This window comes from Flavobacterium zhairuonense (assembly GCF_004352915.1).
Taxonomy (GTDB): Bacteria; Bacteroidota; Bacteroidia; order Flavobacteriales; family Flavobacteriaceae; genus Flavobacterium; species Flavobacterium zhairuonense.
In genome coordinates this window covers 604,595-622,178 of the sequence record NZ_SJSY01000076.1, presented here as the reverse complement: position 1 = coordinate 622,178, position 17,584 = coordinate 604,595, and the positions used below count along the sequence as shown (strand labels likewise).

The 17,584-nt window shown below is 33.5% G+C and carries 7 protein-coding genes; all 7 read right to left on the bottom strand.

Going from position 1 to position 17,584, the window contains the following annotated elements; translation table 11 throughout:
* Positions 1–38 precede the first annotated feature (38 nt).
* The gene (locus EYY60_RS21630; RefSeq protein ID WP_132991351.1) at positions 39–674 is read right to left on the bottom strand and encodes a DUF5977 domain-containing protein; all 636 of its coding nucleotides are present in this window, start codon (positions 672–674) and stop codon (positions 39–41) included.
* A 4-nt stretch (positions 675–678) separates the two neighbouring features.
* Positions 679–1,539 carry a DUF5977 domain-containing protein gene (locus tag EYY60_RS21625; RefSeq protein WP_132991350.1) on the bottom strand — a complete coding sequence of 287 codons (861 nt, stop codon included), beginning with the start codon at positions 1,537–1,539 and terminating at the stop codon, positions 679–681.
* 65 nt (positions 1,540–1,604) lie between these two features.
* Positions 1,605–1,973, bottom strand: a complete 369-nt coding sequence (locus EYY60_RS21620; protein ID WP_132991349.1) for a tail fiber assembly protein — start codon at positions 1,971–1,973, stop codon at positions 1,605–1,607.
* Positions 1,974–2,000: 27 nt separating this feature from the next.
* A complete protein-coding gene (locus tag EYY60_RS21615; protein ID WP_132991348.1) occupies positions 2,001–3,155 on the bottom strand; it encodes a gp53-like domain-containing protein in 1,155 nt (384 codons plus the stop codon).
* Positions 3,156–3,242: 87 nt separating this feature from the next.
* Positions 3,243–9,074, bottom strand: a complete 5,832-nt coding sequence (locus EYY60_RS21610) for a vWA domain-containing protein (protein WP_132991347.1) — start codon at positions 9,072–9,074, stop codon at positions 3,243–3,245.
* 15 nt (positions 9,075–9,089) lie between these two features.
* Positions 9,090–16,520: a hypothetical protein gene (locus EYY60_RS21605; protein ID WP_132991346.1), complete on the bottom strand. Its 7,431-nt coding sequence runs from the start codon at positions 16,518–16,520 to the stop codon at positions 9,090–9,092.
* 392 nt (positions 16,521–16,912) lie between these two features.
* The gene (locus tag EYY60_RS21600) at positions 16,913–17,152 is read right to left on the bottom strand and encodes a hypothetical protein (protein WP_132991345.1); all 240 of its coding nucleotides are present in this window, start codon (positions 17,150–17,152) and stop codon (positions 16,913–16,915) included.
* Positions 17,153–17,584 lie beyond the last annotated feature (432 nt).

The following is a 17,584-nucleotide window of genomic DNA, read 5'->3' as shown; positions in this document are numbered from 1 at the left end:
GGGGTATAAAACCGCCAAATGATTATTAATTATATTTTTTATGAAGATGTGCCTGTTACAGTTGCAGTATTACTGTAAGGAGAGATGTATCCATTAGAATTAATTCTAATTTGATATGAATATGTTACACCATTTGATAATTTATCATAATAAAAAGTATCCGTTGATGTTTGTAAAAGTATAGGAGTACCGCCATTTATAGTGCGATATAATTCGTAAATGATTGGCCCTGAATCAATATAATTGGGCCACTGAAGCGTCATGTTTTCGCCTCCATAGTATGCATGTTGCAATGTTGGAACTGTAGGATTTGTAGTAGCGGAAATTGTACAGGTTCCTACATTATTAGCGTAAATTTGTGCATTAGCTTCTAACCAAGCAAGGGCTTGATTATTTGCATCCAATAAACTTTCATTCGAAACAAACTGATTTGGATAAGCGGTAAGAATGGCATCACTTCCTGAATATCCCGGTCCACAATTGTTTCGAGTTATTGTTTTAGTTTGTGTTGTATTGTAGAAACGTGCACCTGGGGGGCAATTCGTAGTATCTAAAAAAGGAGCAATATAATCTGGATCAGTAACTATATTTGGTTTCGTTTCTCCAGTTGATGTGTTGTCATCTGTATAGTATCTTTCTAATGTTTCAAAAGATTTGTATCCTGTATTTCCCATGTTTTTAATAATTTATTACAACATTTGCAGTTGAGAGATTGCTAGAATAATTAATGTAGCCAATGTTAGTAGCTTGATCTATAGTTAAATGATTTCCTTGTACCGAAACATTTTTTGAAAAGTTTAACTGCTGCACTTGCTCTCCATTATGGTTTACAATGTCTTTTTCTACTTTCGTCATAGTTCCACCAAGGTAGGTTGTTATTTCTATATCAATGTTTCCAGTGTCTTTTGAGCTCCACCAAACGCCGGCTAGCCTTACTAGAACATCGTTTAAATTAGAATAATCTTCTTTTATTTTTTTGAAATTTATAAGACAGGTCTCAACACCAGTTAAATGTTGTACATCTCCACCCCAAATTATATAAGAATCTTGAGCAGAAGCATTTGCTGGAACTTCATTTTTAAGACCAAAACCAACCCATTGATTGTCTAAAATATTAATACCGGTATTTACAAAACCTGTAAAAGTATCCAAGTCATCACCTGCGCCAAATGCCCATTTGTATTTAACGGTCATGTAATCAAATGGTAGAAGAGTTGTTGAAGGTTCTAATACGCAAGAAGGATTATCACCTCGCCATGCAGTAGGTCTAGTAGTGCAAATTCCAGTATTGTTTGCATAAGCTTGTGCATTTGCATCTAACCAGGATTGTGCTTGTTGGTCTGCATCTGCAACACTTTCGGTAGAAACAAATTTATTAGCAGGAGCAATCAAAGTAATTAAATTTCCGGCTGTTCCTCGGGAGCAATCATTCTTTTTTACGGCTAAAGTCTTTTCAGTATTATAATAAACCGATGTTCCTTCTACTGGAATATATTGATCTATATAAGCAAAAGGTTTATATGTTGTGTTTTCTTCCATATTTATTTTAATAAAGAATAGTTATTTGATTGAATATTCATTTAAAATCTATAAATGAATATTTATTAAATAGGTTTTACTGGCCAAACAACCGTTGCTACATCTTCTAAATCAGTTAAATCTCTTAGTTCTTGTCTGTAATTCTTCCAAGCCGATTTTTTTTCTTCAGAAAGAGGAGCATCATCTACTTGTGTCCAATCGCTTTCTACTAATAATGAATTTCTTTTGGCTCTTAAATTTTCTAAAAGCTCTTCTTTATTTTGAACAAAAGGAGAAAATGTATGTTTGCCTTCAATTACTTTATAATTTTTGGACAATGCTTGTTGCCATTCTTCTTCAGTTAGTTCAATATTAGGTTGAGGAATGCTTTCATGAATTCCCTCAACATAAAAGCCTGTGTAATCTCCGTTTTCGTTATATGTTCCTTTATACATAATTTTTATTTTTTTTAATATTTATTATTAGCATCCAAGTGCAAACATGTATCCATTGTTCCCATCAATTAGCGCATAGTAAGTACTGTTCGTAACATTATAAACATGATTGTACCCTCTACTTCCCGAACTGTCTCTTATGGTTGAGACCATTACGCTCAATGCACCATGTGGCCACGTTAAAGGAAAGCTGTAAGTGTTGGCATTGTTCGTCAAAACTGCCCATTGTAATATTAGGCCATTGCTGAATTTTTGATAACCACCCGCGGTAAGACCTAAAGGAGAATGTCCTGCATCATAATCAGAGCCAGGAGAAGTTGATACAGAACCATCAGCCATTAAAAATTGACTTGAAGTTCCTCCGGTTTTAATAAAGCTTTTAGCTTCAACTGCTTCAGTAAAAGTCTTATTTCCTCCAATTGTTTGCGCTGTTGTTAAATCGACGTATTTGGTATTCAGTTCCAAATCGGATAGAGTGACAGTGCTTTTGTACCAATAATCAACTTCGATATTACGATCTTCTATTACAGCTGAGAATGTAATAATTCCATTGTTGTAATCTACTGCATAGTCTTTGCCTTGGCCTTCTCTAAGGAGCTGGCCGTTTTTGTAAATTCTGATACTGTCTTTTACTGGAATTTCTTTTAAAGCGATTTTATCGTTAATGAAAGTATCTTCGTCAAAATTTTCTTTAAAAGGAATAGATAAACTTCCAAGAATCGGATTAGAACCAGATCCTTCAGATTCAGTATCAAGATTTTTAGACCAGTAATTTATTTCAATATTTCGACCATTTATTGGAGATGAAAATGTAAGCACACCACTGTCGTAGTTTAAATTATAGTCGTTAATTTCTTTTAATAATTGCCCATTTTTATAGACTTTAACGCTGTCTGCAATAGGAGCTTGATCTAATTGAATAGATGATCCTGAAAAGTTATCCTGAAATTCTTTATAAGGAACATAAGAATTGCCAGCAATAATTCCCGCATTTTGAAAAGCTGCTTTTAAAAGTGCTGGAGTGATGTAATGCTGATTATCTGTTCCCGTTTCGACCATTTGAAAATCGGCCTTATCATCGTCTCTGTGAACGAAATTGTCAAAAATTTCAACAAAGTCAAGGTGCGATGGAATGTCCCCATTATTGAATTTGTTGTGAAAGTCATTTCTACTTGTTGCCATTTTATTTAGTTTTATTTCTTGCTTAAATGTTTGTATGAGTCCTGAAATCAATACCAATGAAATTAAATCATTGGTATTGTCAGTTTTTTAAAGAGTTAGGATTTTTTCGTCACTGCTTAACATGCCTGATGCGTTTTCTGAGATTACTTTAAAATGATGGTAGATTCGGTCTCCGTCAGCATTTTTAATAATCAATTCATCAGTATTTAATTTTGTCTGCTGAAGCGGTAAGGCAATATTTTCAAGATTTGTTGAAACTTCATGAATTTTATCCCAATTTCCTTGACTGTTCATTTTGTATAAATGATATTTACCGTTATAAACTGTTTTATTCCAATTGAAAACTACAGGTTTTAAGATTTCTCCATTTGTTCCCGATACGGTTCCAGAAGCTTCTAAAACTGGAGAGTCAGGTGAAACACTATCAACAATAACTGTCGCTGTAATTTTTGACGGCTGTGACGGAGCATAATCAATATTTATAACTGGATTTTCTATTGTTGATTCTGGATCTGCATATTCAATTTGTTTAGAAACCGCAATTCTGTAAAAAAGGCCATCACCAAATGGAACTTCTTCTAAATCTTCAAAATCATCATAAACGGTCCAGGCATTGTCAAAACCAGTTGATAAAGTATTTTCATCAATTACAATTTCTTTAGCGAGTTTCATTGTTCGTATTGACTGAGCTTCCAGCATTGTTAGAGCACGATAAATATTAATTTTTCTGATTTTATATTCTGGCTGATATGCATTTAACTCAATCTGAACAGCAGGCTTAATTCCTAATACTTTATTCTCAAGAATTGGCATAATTCTTTTAATTTCAGGGGTTTTAGGTGGAGTAGAAGCTACTAATTTTACAGGTCCTAAAAGATTACTGAACGGTCCAAAATTCATTTTGATGTCCATTTCGCGAACCGCGTAGAAATAGATATTCTGCGAGTTTCCATCCAGATTGAAATCGGTAAATTGTACTCTGTTTTGGCTTTCATTTACAACTTTCATCATTGGAGCAATGTCAAAATCATCGTCAGTTGGTTTTAACGCATTTCCGTTTTTATCCTTAATAGTCTGTTTTTTATTAACAGGAACATAGTCATTACCTTTAATGTGCTCATAAATAACTGGAACTTCCGTTAATGGAACAAAGGCATTATAAATGGCTTGTTCAATAAAATAAACCGTTAACATTGGTTCTTGAACTGCTTCTGAAATTAAAACCTGATTTAATGCTGTAATCGAAGTTATTGTTGGCTCTTGTGTGCCTTGTGTTTGATTATGCCATTCAATAAAATCATTAATTAGTTTTATGAATTCTTCGTTGTCAGGTAATGGAAGCTGATAATTTTCTTCAGATTCATTTTTTGGAAAAACGTCATATTGACCTCTTGTTGCAAGTCCATTAAAATCTAAAAAGTCTGCCCATCGTTTGTTAAAATCGATTTCGTCATTTCCGCCCAGTTTGTTCAATTCTTCGCGAATTGTGCTTATAGTTGTCGGTTTGTATAAAACATTCAATAAATCTTCGTCATTGGCTCTGTAATGCAATAATCCATAAGGTTTTCGGTCTTGTTTATACTTAGTCGTGAAAGTAAAAGTCGAACGATTGTAAAAATCTGGACGCGTTGCATACAAACTTCCACCGATAATTTCTTCAGGTTTCTCCGTTTTCTCAACTTTAACAGCATACATCGGACAAGGAATACTGATTTTTGATTTGTAACAAACATCTGGTTTTGAATGTGTACTGACTCCGAAAACTGAATAATGCGTACTTTCATTTTTTCTTGGTAAAATATTTTCCTGCGTAATTCCCGAAACAGGATCTGCGTACAAATAAACTTTGTAACTAGGATAATAATTTGCAGATTGAGATATATAATCATTCTCATAATCTGACACCCCATTTTCTGTATGAAGACCATTTTTTGCACCTAAAATTTCATCATAACCCTCAGCCATTGTTTGTGTGACATAGTTGCCAAGTTTAAAATCAGGATCGTCAATATACAAGACTAAATTTCCAGTCGTGCCAATGTTTTCTGTTTTATAAACTTTGAACTCTTTTCTTGATTTTTTAGGAATCGGATTTCCTTCTTCAAAAGCATCTTTTGTAAACAATCTCACAATACCATTCGACCATTCTACGGAGTTTTCTTTCTCCGATTTAAATTGAGAATGCTGAGGTAAATTGAAGTTTTTGAAAATGATTTTATACAATCCTAAATGTTTCTTCCCAGATAATAATGGAATTGGATTGCCTTCGTCATCTACTTTGTACGTTCCATTTTCATTCATTTCATACGAATTTTCAAAAACTCTTTCAACTACGACATCATTCCAAACCCCTCTTGTTTTTTCGACTTGCAAGTTTTCTCCGTTTTCATTGGTGTGATTAATAACTTCACGATGAATAGCATTTAAATTTTCAGGATATTGAATTGTAAAATCAATTTGAGGCTGATGCCAGTTAGAAGCTGTCTGCATATTTTGCACCAGTGTACATAATCTACTTTCAGGAAGCTTGATATTTTGAATTTGTTCAGAATCGATTGTTGCATCTCCATTAGCATGAAGTTTGTCTGTCACTTCTTTTTTCAATACTTTGATCAAAGCATAATCAAAAACATCATTAAAGTTTTCATCTTTTATAAGTTCAACTTCAATATTTTGAATCAGATAATTTTCTTCTCCAATCGTTAAAACTCCTCCGTCGAATCTGGTTTTATTAGTATTATCCAATCCAATTTTAACTTGCTGGCCACTGCTTATAATTCTATACTCTCTTATTTTTACAATTGCAGTTAGGTTATCTGTACTATCATTTTTAATATCTTCAATTTCACCATATTCAACTTCAGGAAGTCCGTCTTTATAATACAGTTTAAAATGGTCAGCAAATATTTCTTTATTATCAGGAAAAATCGCTGTAATATCATTCTTTGCGGTATCAGCAGACATTTCTTTTGGAACAGGATAATTTAATAATTCCTGAGCAGAATAATAATCAAACATGATTCTCACCAATGTTTTATCCGTTCCGGTAATTTTGCCTAATAGTTGCTGTTCTGATTGAGAAGTAAACATTAACGGATTTTCTTCTGTAACCAAAAGGGTATTCATATTGCTCGGAGGCATCAAATTATTGGCAGATTTGATTTCTGATAGAATGCTGATTTGACGGCCAGATGTAGCTCTTGAGAAAATATTAATTCCGTACCCTTGATAGATATATGTATTTTTACCTGTTTGTTCCTGAATAGCATTTAAAATTGATTTCCCAGATTCCGGAATATTGATCGGAACAGTTTCAAATTCTGATTCTTTTAAATTTTGATTGATACTTTTGTACTCAACATCATGTGATAATTCTGGACTTTTCCATATTTTTTCTGAATCAATTTTATGGTCAATTCCTAAATAGACAGGAAAGGTAAAGTTGCTTCCTTCATATTCTAAAGAAGATTTGAAAAAGTCATTTTTTGAATTAGGATTGACAATATCATAATCCATGACATCATCCATAAATAAACTCACAAATCGTTTCTTTCCATCAAAACTATAACCTTCAGGATCTGTAATTCTGTTATTTGGATTTTCATCCGAATCAACATTTAATCCAGGAACAATTTTGTTTAACTGAATTGGAAGAGGCATACGCTCAGTATTGATAGAAGTTGGAATACTCATCGAAAGATGTTGTATTTCTTTTCCTTCGATTTCATCTTCAAGACTACCAAAAGTGGTATATTCTGTTAAATAAACATATTCTCCATCATAAACTTCCTCATCAATATCCAAACATCCTAAACCCAGCATACGCGCAACATGATAATCGTTCGCAGCAATATTCAAAAGATCCAGATAAGATATGTTGGTTAAATTTTCAGCGTATTGCTGTACTTCACCATCTTTTGGATCATTGATTGGTACGCGATCACCAAAAGGAATATCTTTTTCTGCTTTAGGATTGCCTGATTTACTTAACTCAATATATTCCAGTACAATATCTTTGATGTTTTCATCAGTAATATCATCTGCAACAGTTGGTCTGTTCCATTTTGCTTTGTAATTTTTAATGTTTACGTATTCGCCGTCATTGAATTTTAACCATTTTCCGTGAACAGCGTTTAACTTTGGCTCCAGTTGTTCGAAAACTTTAAAATCATCTGTAGCAAGACCATATTTTCCTTTTAAAGTCCAGTCTCCGTTGATATTAGCATTTGTAATGAAATCAGAATAAAACTCAAATTGAATAGCATTTAAAAGACAATTATTGGCTTTAAATCGGATACTTCTTCCATTTTCAGCAACTACACGAATGTTATTGTTTAATTGCTCAGAAGTATATGTTTTACGGATGCTAACATTTTTAGAAGCTGTGATTTTGTTTTCAGCAACTGATAAAGTTTCTAGTTTTACACTTTTTGAAGTATTAGAAGATGAAAAATCTAATTCGGCTGCAAAGAATAAATCTGTTTTGGTTTCAATTTCTACTAAACCATTTCCATAAGCTTGCATAAAAGCTACAGGATTTGTTAATGGATCGATACTGAGTTTAATTGATTTGTATTTTTTGTCATCTTTAAAATTAACATAAACCGATCTTTGCGAATTTTCTGTTTTATAAATCCAAAGTGCTTTTTTGTTGTCAACAACATTTGGGTTGTTGGCTAAATTTACAATTTGGCTGATTTTCGTATAAGGTGCTCTGTAAACTTTTACAAAATCATCCGGTTTATTAAAACTAGAATTAGAATTTTCTCCATCGAACAAATCGCCTTTCGGAAGGTGATTCTCTCCTAATCTGCCATTTAGCATCCATCGAAGATGAATTCCTTTTGTACTGTCAATTCCTTTTGAACCTGCGGTGGCAATTTGTAAATAGGTTGATTGCAGATTTGTTTTGTCTGGAGTAATCTCAATGGTTGATGGTTCTCTGCCGATATTAAAATTAATGCTTATCCCTAAAGGATTAAAGACATCGTTTAAAAATACATCTGTTGAAGAATGACGAAAGGTCAAAGGTTTTCCTTCAATTCGAATTGGAACTTCAACTTCAGATTTCCCTGGAATTGTTGCAGAATTTTCAAGCTTAAAAATAAGCCCGTTTAGATTTTTTTCTTTATGAATTTTTGTTCCACCGCTTAAAGTCAACGGAACTCGACTTGTGTTTTTTAGAATTAAAGTCCCGCATGATTTACTAATTCTAATTCCTTTTTGTAAAGAAGGATAAACTAAATTATCTTCAATAATACTTACGTTAGGAAAACAACCAATTTGTAAATCGGATAAGTTAGTTGCAAGTCTGTTTAATTCAATTCCCAAAGTACTGAAATCGGGAACTCTGATATAATCTGAATCTAATGCAGAAGTCTGGTCATTTTTTAAAACTGGTGTTCTGTCTAAAAAGTTTGTCAGCGGTGTTGTCAGTTCTTCAATAGTATCAAACGAGCTTGTTACTCCGTACACAAAAACTTTCGAAGTTAGATTTAACTCAGTAAACAGATTTTTTAAATACTCAGAATTATTGACTTGCAGACCGTCAGTAACTACAAAAACGATATCTGGAGTAATAGATAAATTTTTAGCAACATTTAAACCAGAAGCCCAATAATCTGATTGTATGCTTTGATTTCCAAGACCATATAAATTAATCCAATCAATAAAGTCCTGACTATTACTTGAAATTTTTTTCTGAATAATGTTATCAGGTCTAACAGCGGTATCGCTGTTAGACATTCCGATTAATGAAAGTGTGATGTTACTTTGTGCCTGAGAATTGATAAATGAAGATAGTCCGTCACGAATTTGCTGTGCTTCGTTTCCATTGATCGAACCAGATTCGTCGACTACAATTGCTACATAAGTTGCACAGCCCGAGAGCTGGCTTTCCTGAAGATTTATAGAACTCATTTTTTTCTTATTTTTTTAAAGATTTGTATTTTGTAATGGCAGTATCTGCGTATCAATAATGTTTGTTAAAGGACCATTTCCATCATTATTCCACATTTTGTATTTAAATCTGATTTTTAAGTTTTCTATTCCAGAAATGATTTTGCTGTTATGCATAATCAAAGCTTGTGAGTAATCTTTTGAATGCAGTACGCTATATCCAGATATTGAATTTTCTAATTCATCTAAAACAGAAATCGTTTCTTGAATTTCTTCCAAAGGCATTTTTGGAATATTAAAAGGCTCTGGGTTTCGAATTAAAAGTGCTATTGTTGCTCCAGTATTCGTGTCAATAATTCTATTAACCTCAGTACCCTGTGCAGGATCAAGAGGAGAAAGTTTTAAGATTCCTTCAGTCGCACGATCAAACAAATGCTGATATTTTGTTGCCATTGAATCGCTCAATGCATTTGTCGCATTATCAGTTTTAGGAGCTATTAAATAATGCAGTGCATCAATACGTTCCTGATCTAGATTAACATTCACATCATATAAAGCTCCTTTGGTTTTTTCTTCATTCACAAAATAACTCTGAACTTGTTCTTCAAAATTTTTGTAGCGCGAAGTCTGGAATCCAAATTGATGAACGAGGATATTTTTGCTTTCGCTTGAAATTCCTATTTGAGCGCCATCAAAAAAGTTATTGACTAAAACAGTGTATAGCTTAGAAGGTTTTAAATTGGTTAAAGTTGTTTTGTATTTTAATGATTTTGGTTTTAAAGGTTGTCCTAAATCTAGAATGCATCGCATTGTAGAAGGGTCTCCAATAAAATTGTTTAACATTCTAACACCTAATGGAATTCTAGGATCATTATCATCAGTCCAATCTTCATCACTTTCTATTGGCTTTGGATAAACCACTTCTGGTTCACCTTCTTCCAATGGTTCTATTGGATATTTAATAAGAAGATCAGTCAACGGATCTTTAATGAAAAGATTAAGTTTTCCTTCAATCTCAGGTCTTTCACTTTCGTATTCTGCCCAATTTTTAAACATGTGAGAAGTATACGTACTCGTAAAGAATAAAGAAATGTCACATTGCTCATTGCCGTAGAATGAAGGTTTAGACTGAAGCAAGCTTCCATCTGCATTTGGATAAGAACGGTTATAATCCAGATAATTTCTCAATGAAGTCAGCGGAGATTTAGACAATGCTGTCAATTCGTTTTTCACTGGCGCATCTTTTTCAGGATCCTTAACTGGGAAATGTCCAATTGGCCCAAGCGTTTTAAATCCATAATAATATTTAAATTCTACAGGATTCTTTTTATTATCATCAACCGTATCTGTTAAAGTAAAATCTAAACAATATGTTGTATTTGGTCTCCAGATTGGCTGTACTATTGTTTCAACTGCATGTTTCATTGCTTGAAACTGTTCATCTACAGCAGGAATATCCAAAATCGTTTGATTATGATAATACTCTTCTTTGCTAAACCAATCTACACTTTGAATGTAAGTAGTGTAATCAAGTTCTGGATCTTCTGATTTTTCTAGGCTTGAACAAATGATGGCATCAGTTGCAATTATTTTAGATTCTTTAAGATTTCTTCTAAAATCAAAGCCATTTATTAAATCCAATGTCGTATAATTGACAGTTCCGCTTGTTAAAGCAGTTGTCGAACCAGTTACAGAAACTTGTTCGGCAGGATGTAAAGAACAGTTGTCAAACGCATCACTGAACAATGAAAAATAAACGCCTTTTTCTTTTGGTTTACTAGAAAGCATCAAAATTTCATTTAAAGATGGTTCATTTTGAATCTGAATTATTGAAGCATCAGCAACATTTGTTTCTCTCTTAATTAATCTTGCTTGGGTTAAAGTCTCATTCAATACAAACAAATAATGCGTATTGTAAGCCACAACGGAATTATCATTTAATGTTTGATTTGATAAATAAACTGCCGAATCAAAAATGCTGTCATTTTTTACTAATGAAATAGTGTTTCCATCAATTTGTGCCAAAGCAAATTTGCCATTTGATAATTTAACCGAAAGCAATGTTTTATTATTCGCAATTATGGCATCGACAATTTCAACTACTTCAGTTGAAGAAATTACTTTTGTATCTGTCGCAGAAATTACTTTTGATGCATTGTTGACACTTAAACGGATAACTTTTTTATCCTTGGTAATCAAACTAAATTCATTCTCATTAAGCTCAAGAACTTTAATTGCTTCTGAATTAATTTTAGAACGATATATAACAGTTCGGTCACTTCCTTTAATCCAGTTAATTTGCGTTTCATTTGATGCCGTATTATTAATCCAAAGAAGGTCATTATTTGCTAATGGCAATATTTTGTTAAAATTTAAAGAATAGGTATTCAAATATTGAGTTCCTAAAATCGGATTTAACTCTTCATCCATTTCAACAATCGCCGTTGCAGCAATAGGAGAGATACATCCTACAATAAAATCAAGATCGATTGTTGCTTCGCCAATTCCTTTGCATTGTTCTGCATTTAAAGCTTGAGTTATTAGCAAATTACCATTTACAACCTGCAGAGAAGTTACAATTCCATTAATTAAACGTTCTCTAATAATAGTACCGTCAGAATTGACATGTAATAGAATAGTAGTTTTAGCATCCTCTTTTGGATGGAATGTAATCACATACGAATCATTGAATTTGATTACCTGATCAAAATCATACAAAGTGCTTCCATTATAGCCATAATAATGCGTAAAAGTCAATGCATTTGGATTGCCTCCAGTATTAGCATTTTCATTACCAGCATCCAATTTCAGGATTGCCAAGTCAGCCATAAGCGAATTGTATTTTGCAATCTTTACAGGATCTGTCAATGTAATTTCAGTTTCGCCTGTTAAATCGCTATACGTATCATCAAATAATGCAGCAATTTCGTTTCTGATTTCTTTAATGCGTTTTGCTTTTGCCGAAAGTGGACTAATTATAATTTTGTCGATCTTTTTCTTCTGATTATCAATTTCTTCAGTGTATAAGGTGACCGTATTTAAAAGTTCTGCTTTGGTATAAGTTTGTTCTTCAGAAAATACTCCCATCTTAGTTTTGCTAAAGCTTACAGGCACGTATGACACTAATTTATCATCATCATTAAAAGAGGCTGTATAAGCAGTAACTTTAATTTCTTTTGCCTGAGTTGTTAGATTTAATTCTGGATCAATCGCTGATTCAGGAAAAATAATTTCTAATTCGTTATCATTTCTAAAAGACAATGATCGGTTATAACCAAAAGTATTTTCATCAGTTGTGATGCTCATGAAATCGCCACCTTCAAGCTTATAGTTGTCAACAATTACAGGAAGTTCTCCAATAAGTTTGAAAAACAATCCATTGATTTTGTCAGCTTCGTACTGCATTGGCACATAATAGCGAGTTCCAATTTGTTTGTTAAGGAAATCCATATGCTGTTTTTCGGTTTCAGTTGAAGCACAGAACAATTTTGTAGAAGTAATTCCCAATTGTTCAGGAACATGCCATCCAGGTTCTGCAGCACTTAAAAACGAAAACGGATTTGTCGCCAATACTCGAATAGAATCATATTGGTCAATTGCTTTTTGCCAATGTGCCCAAGGTAAGTCCTTTAATTCTTTGGTTCTTTCAGTGTCTTTTACAATGGCTTCAAAAGGATTATAATCTACCCATTCAGAGCCATTCCATGATTTTAAATTGATTGATTTGATTCCGTATTCGTGTTTAACCTGACGCAATTTTCTACCCGCTTTAGATGTTCCTTCAGGAGGCATCATATCGGTGTAGTTTTTGGCTTCGCCAGTATATCCACCTACTTTTTTAGATAATTCAGCATTAGGTATTAATCCTTTAGCCATTTTAATATCGATATAAGTATCTAAAGGAATTACTGAGGTAATAAACTCTGGTCTTGGCGTACCGTCTGGGAAAAGCTTGTCATCATCATAATTTTTTTCTCCAGCAGATTTGAAATAATCCAAAGCAAAAGCCTGATTGGTCAGCATATGAACTCCTTTGACATTTTCTAAAGTTCTGTCATCTTCACCATCTCCGACAGTTCCTTTTGGAAGCGGACTGTATGGCGTACGATCGATAACTCGGTTGAGATCCCATTGTAATTCAACGGTGAATTTTTTACTGACTCTTACCAAAGCAATTTTGATACGAACGCTCAATTCTAATTTGGCATAAATCAAGAAAGGTTTAAATGATTCTACAGAAAATATGGTATTTAAAGCAATTTCAACATTAATGATTAAAAGCTTGATTTGAATTCCTCCGCCTGCTATAATATAACCACCCATTTGAGGGCGTTTGAATGAGATTTTTCCTCCCATTTCCAGATAAGCCCATAATTTGACTTTGGCTGGACCAAAACTTTGTTGTAATTTGAAATCTAATCGAGCTCCGGCTTCAATTCCCTGAGCAGAAAGCATAATGAAAGCTTTTGCTTTAAACAAGGTTAAAACTTCAGCTTCAATTGGTTTGTCTTTTGTTCCGAAATTAACATACCAAGGTTTCTGATTTTTAAAGAAAAACCCAGCTTCTAATAATGCAGTGAGTTTAAATATCTGACCACCATCTTTAGGAATGCTGAAATCTGCTCCGGCCGCTAATTCTAAGGAATCATCACCAAAGGCAACCATAGCAAAGAATGGCGGATTACTAGGATCGTCTTCAATAAGACCTAATCTTCCTGAAATAACATTCAGTCCAGCTTCAATATAAAATAGAGTAGGGAGAGACAATAAAAGCATGGCTCTCAATGACAATACATGTCCGCCATCAGCAACTGTTCCAAAAGTGGCTCCAGCCCCAATAGAAAACGGAGAATTGTACTGCATAGAGTCTGGTGGCCCACTGAATTTTTTAAGATTGATGCCTGGTTTTGGATGTTTATAATACTCATACCAAGAATCGTCTTTTGTTAGTCCGACAGCTTCTTTGGTGGCGACATATCTAAATCCTAATAGACCTCTAAAGGCATTAATCGCCAGAAATCCAAGCGGAATTGGAACAGGCAACTCAATACTTGCATCAATTAAGAAAGCTGGATATTTTGGCATAAAACTCATGCCGACACTTCCTGAAATTTTTGCTTTTGGGAGTTTTAATGAAACCTCACCGGTAAATTCCTTGGATTTTCCAGGTTCAGGAAGCGAAATCATACCATTAATGATGGCCATCGCCGAAGCCTCTGTAGCGGTTCCTGGAATAATTAAATCGACTTCGATAGTTTGGATTCTGATGAAAGAACCTGAAGAATCACCATCAACCGGATAATAGTATTTTATACCTTCTCCGCGGGCATCAACTCCAAGCGGATTAATACTGATTGCTCCATCAAATCCCCAGAAATTAAATTTACGGTCGTTGATTTGGGTTGAACCAAAATTGATATTGGTAACTGCCATCTGAACCGGACCCAAATTGACAGAAAGACTGACATGAATAGGAATTGATCCGCCATCAACTTCAATATTTCCATCACTATAAACGCGTAGTTTTTCAACTTCAAAACCTTTTCCTTTTAATAGATTTCCCATTAAAGAATCTTGAAAAGAAACATAACAAGAGGTTCCTAAATAATAATCTTCATCTTGTTTCCCAAGTTCTAAAGTGTGAAAATCAAGATTTACCAGATTAAATAAATTGGCTTTTGGTTTATTGTCTTTAGAGAATGATGCCGTAAGGTTAAAATCACCATCATCGTACAAATGTCCTTCAATGCCAACTTTCAACGGATTACCGTTTTGTTCTGTAAGTTTAGGAATTTCTAAAGCACCTTTAATGTTAGAATTGACAACTTTGTTTTGTTTGAAAGTAATATCAAATTTATTAAAACCGACTTTGAAGCCTTTTGTATCAGAACCAATGGTTTTCCAAAGCATGTTTTCTTCCAGCTCAGATAAAAATGTCTGATAATCTAAAGCATTATCAAAAGAGTAATCTGTGCCTGCATATATTGTCGAAGAATTTAATTCAGCTTTTGTTTTTAATGCTAATGGAAATTTAAATGTATAAGGCAACTTGGCCGTATATAATTTTTGTAAATAGACAAGTAAAGCAGGATAATCTGCAATTTCTTTTTCATTTACGACACCATTTGCTTCGTCTTTTTCAAACATTGTAATAGGGTAGTAGAAATCGAATTTGTCATTAAAATAAGTAAACGAGCCATTTTTTGGTTCAGGAACAGTTTCTAAATAGATATTTCCAGAAAGACCGCCAGAACCCACTAATAAATTAGAAGTACCAATTTTTAGCGTAGGCTTGTTATTTATTTCTTCTTCACCTTCTTTTGGTTCATGAAACCATTTTGAAGGCAATGTAACAGAAGCTGCGCGAGCATAAACACCAACGAAATCATTCGGGCGCCCGTCTGCATCAGCTTCTGGGATATTGGTTTTCTTGCTTAAATCGACTTTTAAGGTATCTAATTCAAGCATTAAACCTGTATTACCAATCATCGCATTTGGAGGTGTCAATGCACCGCCTAATTCTGCCTGATATCCAATTCCAGCTTCTGTATCAGCGTATAATTGTGCTTTCGCAAATACGAAAGTGGACTTAGTTGCTTGATTAGGAAAAGCAGAACCATTTGGATTAACAGGTTTTAGAATGCTTTGAGGGAATTCAATACCTGCACTTAATTCTAAAGTTGCTTTGGCTTTTGGAGTAATGATTCTCTTGATGTGAGCTTCAATTCCGTCTGGAGCTACAATATTGTAGAAATCCTGTAGTTTTTGTTTGATTTCGTTTAAACTATAACCTTCTCTAGCTATATAAACTCCAAAAAATAATAACGGAATCGATTTTGTAATAAGAGGATTAGTTTTAATAATATCAATCAGACTTTGAATTGACTGCTCGATATTTTCAGGAAATTCTAATTCCTGATAAAGAGGATCATTAGTAATAGTTTCTTCAAAAGTATTGATATCGGCTAAAAGTTGTTCGTATTTTGTTTTGCCTTCTTCGGCTTCAACAAAAATATTCATCATGTGAGCAATTACCTGTTCTTCGCTGATACGGAAAACCTGTAACCCCACGGAATAAAAATCTTTTATAGAAAAAGAAAAACTGCTGGAGCTGAATGTTTTTAAGAAAGCTAAAATTTCCCATTGATATTCCAGTGTAATAGGAAATGATGAAATAGACTGATCACCATCTTTTAGATCTGGATTGAGGACGAGTTTGAGATCAAATGGTAGTTCAAGAGCAAGCGGACTACTTGTTACGATATCAAGGCTGTAAAAAGCCGAATCGCCTCGATATCCTTTTGAATATTGCAGGTTTTTATAATGAATTTTATCAAAAATGGAGTTCAGGCCATTTTCGACAAACGATAAAAACTCTGGCAAATCATCTACAGTAATCACCTCAGACAATCGAGGGTAATATCTGGCGGTAGGAATTGGAACCGCAGGAATTGGATTAGTTGGCATATTCTAATTTTGTTTTTGACTTTAATTTTTGTTCGTATTCTGAATGATTAAATTGTAGTTAGGTCTAACCAATCTTTGAGGTATAAATGCATAGTTTTTTAGAGATTTTCTAAGCAGTTTTAGTAATTTATCTGCATAATATTTTTTTTCAAAAGATGTATTTTTTAAGAGATTTTAATCTCTTTTTTTTCTTTCGACAGTGTAAAGATGTGTCTAAAAATGGAGCTTAAAAAAGAGCTGCTTAGCAGTTTAACATTGATGTTCTGGGACTTTACAAGGTTGTAAAGAGAATGGATGAGAAGAAATAGGAATTTTGTAAAAAGGATGAAAAGTTTTGGGAACTTAAACTTTAAGTTCCCATTAAAACTTATAAAATGATTATTGAGGATTTGTTATTGATATACTCGTATTTCCATCATTGCATTTGCGATTTCATCAAAAGCGGTCATACTTTTTCTAAAAGATAGGGCAATAGTATTATTGTCAACTCTTCCTATATAAAAAATGTTTCCGCTTCCTGGAGCATTTGGGGCAGTGGTGATGAAAAATGTTTTTCCTTCTGGAAATGCATTAGTTAATGTACCTGTGTACGTACCTCTAGAAGTATATTCGAAAACAATATTGTCGCCCATGGTGTTCTCTAATATAGTAGCAATAGGAGGCTTAGTTCCTGTTTGATTTAGTATTGCGGTGAATATTTTATAACCACTACTAGTTTGCTGATTTTCAAGATCGCTAAACTCTAATTCACCTTTCTGATTCGTTTTTAAAATTTTGTTTGGCTCATTTGTTTCTTAGTCTGCTACTCTGATTCTGTTGTGATTTGTACTCATTTTTAATTAATTATTTACGGGTTTATAAAATTTACGGGCTTGTATTCAGTTATTTTAAGGGGTAACCGTAATTATTTTAGGTTGATATTAGAAATGACCTAAAAAATTGTTGTTTAAAAATTGTGTTAGTGGCGTCACAATAGGGGTTTCATTTTACAGTTTGTAGAATGAAGGGTAAGAGGTAGGTATGACTTTAGAAAAAGCCAAATTGATTTGGGAGCTTTTGTTTTG

Bases quoted from the DNA above. Each gene is read 5' to 3' on its own strand.
- EYY60_RS21630 (WP_132991351.1), bottom strand. From the start codon at position 674: ATGGGAAATACAGGATACAAATCTTTTGAAACATTAGAAAGATACTAT.
- EYY60_RS21625 (WP_132991350.1), bottom strand. From the start codon at position 1,539: ATGGAAGAAAACACAACATATAAACCTTTTGCTTATATAGATCAATAT.
- EYY60_RS21620 (WP_132991349.1), bottom strand. From the start codon at position 1,973: ATGTATAAAGGAACATATAACGAAAACGGAGATTACACAGGCTTTTAT.
- EYY60_RS21615 (WP_132991348.1), bottom strand. From the start codon at position 3,155: ATGGCAACAAGTAGAAATGACTTTCACAACAAATTCAATAATGGGGAC.
- EYY60_RS21610 (WP_132991347.1), bottom strand. From the start codon at position 9,074: ATGAGTTCTATAAATCTTCAGGAAAGCCAGCTCTCGGGCTGTGCAACT.
- EYY60_RS21605 (WP_132991346.1), bottom strand. From the start codon at position 16,520: ATGCCAACTAATCCAATTCCTGCGGTTCCAATTCCTACCGCCAGATAT.
- EYY60_RS21600 (WP_132991345.1), bottom strand. From the start codon at position 17,152: ATGGGCGACAATATTGTTTTCGAATATACTTCTAGAGGTACGTACACA.